Source organism: Streptomyces sp. NPDC006265, from assembly GCF_040613555.1.
GTDB lineage: Bacteria > Actinomycetota > Actinomycetes > Streptomycetales > Streptomycetaceae > Streptomyces.
This window is the reverse complement of the sequence record NZ_JBEXSH010000539.1, coordinates 1-6,217: the sequence shown is the minus strand read 5'-3', so window position 1 is coordinate 6,217 and position 6,217 is coordinate 1. Positions and strand designations below refer to the sequence as shown.

The following is a 6,217-nucleotide window of genomic DNA, read 5'->3' as shown; positions in this document are numbered from 1 at the left end:
GGCCGGGTCGCCACCGCACTCAACCGTATGCTCGGGGCATCGGCCGTGCGGGGGCTCCGCTCTTGCGGACGTCCCTGGTCGGGGGCGTACTGGCTGAGGGGGGCGCAGCGCGAACCAGAACAGGACCGTGGAGCATGTCGGTGACGGACCGGTCGCACAAGGAGCTGCACCAGCGGGCCGCCGCCGAGGCCGCGCGGCGTTACGAGGACTCGGCGGCGGAACGCGAGCGGGTCGAGGGCCGGCTGGCGGCCGGCGTGCGGTTCCCGGACTCCCCGGACGCGCTCGCGGTGCGTGCCGACCGGATCCTCGACCGGGGCGGTCTGTCGCCCGCGGCGGTGGTGGCGGACATCCACCGCGAGGCCATGGACCTGCCCGACGCCAACGAGCGGATCATCGACCTGTCCAACGAGCTCCAGGCCTGGAGCTTCCTGCCGCGCGGGGTCAGGGCCGGGGCCACGGTCGCCCGGATCACCCTGCGGCGCGACGGCCGGGAGCTGCCGCACGGCACCGGCTTCCTGGTCTCGCCGCGGCTGCTGCTGACCAACCACCACGTCCTGCCCGACGAGAACTTCGCCCGCACCTGCTTCGCGGAGTTCAACGCCCAGGTCACAGCCGACAACCTGCCCGACACCGTCGTCCGGATGGAGCTCGCCCCGGGGACGTTCTTCGCCGCGGACCGGCGGCTCGACTTCGCCCTCGTGGCGGTGACGCCCGCGCAAGGCGGCCCCGCCCCGGGTGAGATCTTCGGCTGGAACCGGCTGAGCGTGCAGATCGGCAAGCTGGTGCTCGGCGAGAAGGTGAACATCATCGGCCATCCCTCGGGGCGGCTGAAGGAGATCGCGCTGCGCGACAACGCGGTGCTGGTCCGCCTGGACGACTTCGTCCACTACACGACCGACACCGAACCGGGGAACTCCGGCTCCCCCGTCTTCAACGACCAGTGGGAGGTCGTGGCGCTGCACCACAGCGGTGTGCCGAAGAAGGACGACCAGGGCCGCAGTCGCCACCACGTCCGGGTCGTCCGCCCACAGATGCCCCCAGGGGCCACGCCGAAGGTGCGCGGTGCGCAGCCCGGCCGCCGCGGCGGGCATCACGTCGTTGGCGGGGTGGTCGCCGACGTACACGGTCTCGGCGGGCGCCGCGTCGGCCACGTCGATCACCCGCCGGAAGAACTCCTCGGAGGGCTTGGCCACACCCCACTCCCCGGACGTCACCACGAGATCGGCCGGCAGGTCCAGGGCCCGGAGAAGTTCACCCGCGCGGGCAGTCTGGTTCCCAGCGATGACGACACGAGCGCCGAGCCGCTGCAACTCCGCCAGGGCCGGGCGGACGTCGTCGTACAGATCGCTTTCGTCGAGGTGCTCGCCGCGGCCGGCGGCCTCGCGGGCCCGGTATTCGGCGGCGATGTCGATGCCGGGCCGGGCGAGGCGGAGGGCGTCGGCGTTGTCGCGGCCCTGAGCGACGACCGCGCCGACGAGGGCGGACAGGGTGTGCCGAGGGATGTTGAGCCAGTCGGCCCAGGATGCCCAGTACCGGTCGTCGCGGGTGATGGTTTCGCCGACGTCGAAGATCACTGCGCGAATCATGGGGGCAGGGTATCTGGGCATGACGAAAGGGCCCCCTCCCGCCCGAAGGCGAGAGGGGGCATGTGGGTTCACGGGTACTGCCGGCGGGTCGGATCCAGCCCAGCCGCGAGCGGCTCAGGCAGACCAGGATCCGGGTCTCCCTCGGTCGGCTCGCAGGAGTAGGCGGTCGACCCGCTCCCGCTGGGGGTGCAGGTGTAGGTCACGCCGCGGTAGGTGAACGTCCAGCTCGACGGTGGCGACCCTGCGGGCCCCTGCATGCCGCGCTCGCCCTGCGGACCAGGCGGGCCTGGCTCTCCCTGCGGGCCTTGGGAGCCTTCCGGGCCGGCCGGCCCCTGCGCCCCGTCCGCTCCCGCTGCACCGTCCTCACCCGGCTCGCCATCCTGGCCCGGCGTGCCCGGTGCGCCATCGTCACCAGGCTGCCCGTCCGCGCCCGGCGAGCCATCCCGGCCCGGCCTGCCGGGGTCGCCCTTCGGGCCGGGGATGGGCACGGGCACCTCAGCCCGGTCGGGCAAGTCGTCCACCGCCTCGGACGGGTCAGGCGCAACGGGCGTCTTCCCCTCGCCCTTCACCTGCTCCCGCAGCTTCCGCACGTCCATCGCGAGGGTCGAGACGGCCTCGCCTCTGCGGTTCGCCTCAGCGACCGCATCATGCCGTGCGGTCATCTCGGCGTCGATCCGACTCCACACGATAACCGCGGCCCCGGACAGGGCCAGCAGCCAGCAGAAGACGGCGATCCACCGCCAGCGCCCGGCGAGCGCCCGTTCTGCACGGGTCACTGTGGATCGCCTCCCAGGTTGATGAGTTGGATGCGAAGACGCGCGTTCTCTTCCCGGTCGGCGATGCGCTGCTCAAGCAGCTGCTCAATCCTCTGGTCCCGGGCGGTGAGCTGCTCGCGCAGCTTGTCGCGCTCTTCCTGAACTTGGTCGAGCTCCGCGTTCCAGCGGGTGGTCGCGTTCTCGCCCCGCTTCCCCAGGTACGCCACCACGCCGCCGACGACCGCGCCCACGCCCACGAGCAGGCTGCCGAGGGTCGTGAGGGTGGTGGCGTCCAAGGTTGCTCCCTACAGGTCGTGCGGCAGAGAGCGGGTCTGGGCCGGGCGGTTGGGCACGGCGTAGGTGATGCCCCAGGCGACCAGCAACTCCGGCTCCCTCGAGGAGGCTCAGCGCTTCCTCGATCGGGCCGTGGCCAAGAGGGAGGCCTGGCATGCCGCGTAGGGCAGTGAACAACCCCCGGCAGATCCCGAGCAAGACCTGCGGCTGCAGGGTCTGCATGAAGAAGTACCCGCCAGACCAGTACGGCGAGCGCCGGCCGCGACGTGACTGCATCGGCTCGTGGCAGGCACGGTACCGGGCGCCGGACGGGACGCAGAAGGCGAAGAACTACTCGATCGAGGACGGTGGGAAGAAGGCTGCGGAGGCCTTCCTTGATGAGACCCGTACGGCCGTCCGTCAGCGGACCTACCGGGACCCGGAACGCGGGAAGATCACGTTGGGGGCCTGGTGGACAGAGTTCTGGGAGGTCCAGGGTGCGAAGGGGGCGATCAGGACCCGCAATCGGAAGTCCAGCGTGTGGAGGGCCCACGTCGAGCCGAAGTGGGCTGGCTACCGGCTGATCGACCTGGAGTACATGGCGCTGCAGAAGTGGCTCACGACGCAGGTGAAGGGGAACCGCACCCAGAACCAGGTCAAGCAGCTGCTCGTTGCGCTCCTGGACGCGGCCATCAAGGACGGTGAGCGGATCAGCGTGAACCCGGCGAAGCACCTGGAGATCACGGCGCCGAGGCGGGCCAAGCACCCGGACGATCTGAAGCCTCCGACGAAGGCGCAGTACGCCCTGATCCACGCTGCGCTCCCGGAGTATTACCAGCGGATCCTGAGGGACTTCGCCTACGAGACGGGTATGCGCCCGGGCGAGTACGCCGGGCTGCGGCTGCACTGCGTCGACGAGGAGCGGATGGTCGTGCACATCAAGGAGATCCTGGTCTCCGACGATGGACGGCTGTGTCGGCAGGAGGCGCCCAAGACGGAGGCGGGCTTCCGTACGGTGGCGCTGACGCCGACCGCTCTGGAAGCCGTCCGCTGGATGAAGGCGAAGTGGAAGCCGAAGGCGACGCGGTCGGCGATCGGTGATGAGCCCTACGATCTGCGCGTTGAGGAGCTGGTGTTCCGTGGTCCGCGCGGCGGGGCGCTGAACACCAACAACCTTCAGCGGCCGTGGAAGAAGGCGATCGTCCAGGCCGGCGTCGCGCGCAAGGTGCTGAACCCGGATTCGGGCAAGCACGAGTGGTGGCCGCGGCTGTACGAGTACCGGCACGACGTCGCCAGCCGCCTGCACCACGCCGGTGTGGCGGAGGTGGACACTCAGGCGCACCTCGGGCAGAAGCGCGGCGGCAAGGTCACCTGGATCTACACGCACGGCAGCGAGGATGCGCAGGAGCGTGTGCGTACGGCCCTGACTGGCGGTCCTGGTGAGGGAAGTGGACTCCGTGCCGTTGAGTGATCCACTTCGCGGGGAGTCCGCAAAGAATCCACATCGACCCCTCGGGGTGACTCGGAACGCCTCGGAGTCGCCGGGTTCGTGGGGCCGGAATGAGAATGGCAACCGCTCGAAGCCACTCGGAACCCCTCGGAGTGGCTGGCCGCCGGGAGCGAAGGCCTTACAAGCAGGATGTCGGCGGTTCGAAACCGTCCGCGCCCACCACACCGATCCACACGGCAGAGGCCCTCCAGGGATGTTCCGGGAGGGCCTCTGCCGTTGCTGCCCGCCGGCAGGGATCAGTAGTTCGCGTTGGCGAGGAGCTCCCCGTCCTTGTCGTACACCGTGACGAGGCCGTTCTTCGACTCGTAGCAGGAGGTGAACGCGGAGGCGATGAGTTTGCCCTCGCCCTGGTGGGGGCCCACCAGGCCGCCGCTGAAGTCGGTGAAGACCTCCGCCGCGTCGAGGATGTCGTTGCGCTTGTCCGCGCCGGTCACCTTCGTGACGTGTTCCACCGCGGCCTTCTCCGTTGCCGTGCCGTTCTCGGTGACGCAGTCCCTGAACTGCTCGGCCTGGGGCTTCTCCTCGGCCGGCCCGGCCTTCTCGGCGCTGTCGTCCCCGGGCTTGCCGTCGGTGGCGACGGCCTTGTCCTTGTTCGAGGTGTCGCCGCTGCCGTCGCCTCCGCCGCCCGTGGCGACGGCGGCGATGACGAAGACGGTGAGGATGCCCGCGCAGCCGAGGCCCGCGATCTTGCCCACGCCGCGCTTCTTGGGCGGCTGGGGCGCCGGGGCGCCGTAACCGGGCTGCGGCGGGTGGGGCTGGGTCGGCTGGTGCGGGTACTGCTGGCTCATGGGTCTCCCTCGGGTCTTTCGTGTCGTGCGTACGACCTGCCGGGGGAGCCGCGTGGTTGTAGAAGGCTGAACGAGTTCACCTGATGGGGGTACGTCCGGTCGCACGTCCGGCGGACATCCGTATGCGCGTGCGGCCCCGGGTCGATGCCGGATCCGGGCCCTTCTCCACGATGAGCGCGTGCACAGCCCCGGGCAGCGTGCGCAGCGAACCGTCGTGCGGCGGTGGCATGTGCTGTGTGTGCTGGCGCTGTTGGTGGGGCTGCTGGGGATGCACGGGCTGGCCCCCGGTGGTGGTCTGCTCCGACAGGGGCATGCGGATCAGGCGCACGCCTCGCAGGCGGCCGTGCCCCGGACCCATGGGTCCGAGACCCGTGAGCCCGAGACCCATGGTCATGCTCTGCGGGCACTGCGGTGACGGGCATGTTCAGCACGCCGATGCGACCTGTGCGTCGGGTGCCGTGGCCGGGGGGCCGCTGGTGCCGCCGCTCGTTCCCGACCCGGCCCCCGTGGGCGAGGGGGAGAGCGCCGTTCGGGCGTATGCCGTCGTGAATACGGAGGGTGCCCGGGCCCCGCCTTCCCTCTCCGAGCTTCAGCTTCTGCGGATCTAGACACGTCGTGTCCGAGATCCCGAGTTCGTCGCAGAAGCAGGAGTTCACACATGAGCAGCACCATTCGTACCCTGGCACGCCGCGCCGCCCTGGTGGCGGCCACGGGCGCCGCGGCAGTCGTCCTCGTCGCGTGCGGCGGTGACGGTGCCGACCGTGCCGCCGGCGGTGCCGGGCACGCCCCCGCCGGAACCCCGTCGCCCGCAGGCGCCCACAACCCCCAGGACGTCGCCTTCGCGCAGGGCATGATCCCGCACCACCGGCAGGCGCTGGAGATGGCGCGGCTGGCCGCGGACCGGGCCTCCTCCGGGACGGTCAAGGACCTCGCGAGGCGGATCGAGAAGGCGCAGGACCCGGAGATCCGGACCATGAGCGGCTGGCTGAAGACCTGGGGCGAGAAGGCCCCCGGTGGGACCGGAGGCGGCGGTATGGATCACTCCGCGTCGGGTCACTCCGGCATGCCCGGCATGATGGGCAGCGAGGACATGGCCGCGCTGGAGACGCTGACGGGCAAGGCGTTCGACGTCCGGTTCCTGACCCTGATGGTCGAGCACCACGAGGGGGCCGTGGAGATGGCCGAGACCGAGCAGGGCAAGGGCCGCCACGCCCCCGCGAAGGCCATGGCCGACGACATCATCACCGCCCAGAACGCCGAGATCAGCGAGATGAACAAGCTCCTCGGCAAGAGCGAGGGCAAGAG

The 6,217-nt window shown here is 70.7% G+C and carries 6 protein-coding genes and 2 pseudogenes; 5 read left to right on the top strand and 3 right to left on the bottom strand.

The window, feature by feature from the left end; all coding sequences use genetic code 11:
* Positions 1-134: 134 nt before the first annotated feature.
* Positions 135-899: pseudogene (locus tag ABZ281_RS33185) on the top strand (serine protease); the annotation flags it as partial.
* Between the two features lie 96 nt (positions 900-995).
* Here ABZ281_RS33185 and ABZ281_RS33180 read toward each other — a convergent pair.
* A pseudogene (locus tag ABZ281_RS33180) lies at positions 996-1,586 on the bottom strand (HAD family hydrolase); the annotation flags it as partial.
* Between the two features lie 772 nt (positions 1,587-2,358).
* Positions 2,359-2,637, bottom strand: a complete 279-nt coding sequence (locus ABZ281_RS33175; protein ID WP_356661547.1) for a hypothetical protein — start codon at positions 2,635-2,637, stop codon at positions 2,359-2,361.
* Positions 2,638-2,789: 152 nt separating this feature from the next.
* Between ABZ281_RS33175 and ABZ281_RS33170 the strand changes: the two genes are divergently transcribed.
* Complete coding sequence (locus ABZ281_RS33170) at positions 2,790-4,085, top strand: site-specific integrase (RefSeq protein ID WP_356661545.1); 1,296 nt, start codon at positions 2,790-2,792, stop codon at positions 4,083-4,085.
* 275 nt (positions 4,086-4,360) lie between these two features.
* Here the strand turns inward: ABZ281_RS33170 and ABZ281_RS33165 are convergent, their stop codons facing one another.
* Positions 4,361-4,912 (bottom strand): hypothetical protein, encoded by a 552-nt coding sequence (locus ABZ281_RS33165; protein ID WP_356661543.1) that lies wholly within the window; start codon positions 4,910-4,912, stop codon positions 4,361-4,363.
* 178 nt (positions 4,913-5,090) lie between these two features.
* Here ABZ281_RS33165 and ABZ281_RS33160 point away from each other — a divergent pair, with 178 nt between their 5' ends.
* From ABZ281_RS33160 to ABZ281_RS33150, 3 genes are all read left to right on the top strand, one after another.
* A complete protein-coding gene (locus ABZ281_RS33160) occupies positions 5,091-5,327 on the top strand; it encodes a DUF6153 family protein (protein ID WP_356661541.1) in 237 nt (78 codons plus the stop codon).
* Positions 5,224-5,520 carry a DUF6153 family protein gene (locus ABZ281_RS33155; RefSeq protein WP_356661539.1) on the top strand — a complete coding sequence of 99 codons (297 nt, stop codon included), beginning with the start codon at positions 5,224-5,226 and terminating at the stop codon, positions 5,518-5,520. Before ABZ281_RS33160 ends, ABZ281_RS33155 begins: the two co-directional genes overlap by 104 nt.
* 50 nt (positions 5,521-5,570) lie before the next feature.
* Positions 5,571-6,217: DUF305 domain-containing protein (locus ABZ281_RS33150; RefSeq protein ID WP_356661537.1), on the top strand; the 647-nt coding region annotated here is incomplete at its 3' end.

Excerpts from the sequence above, each read along its gene's own strand:
- ABZ281_RS33170 (WP_356661545.1), top strand. The coding sequence starts at position 2,790 with ATGCCGCGTAGGGCAGTGAACAACCCCCGGCAGATCCCGAGCAAGACC.
- ABZ281_RS33165 (WP_356661543.1), bottom strand. The coding sequence starts at position 4,912 with ATGAGCCAGCAGTACCCGCACCAGCCGACCCAGCCCCACCCGCCGCAG.
- ABZ281_RS33155 (WP_356661539.1), top strand. The coding sequence starts at position 5,224 with ATGCGGATCAGGCGCACGCCTCGCAGGCGGCCGTGCCCCGGACCCATG.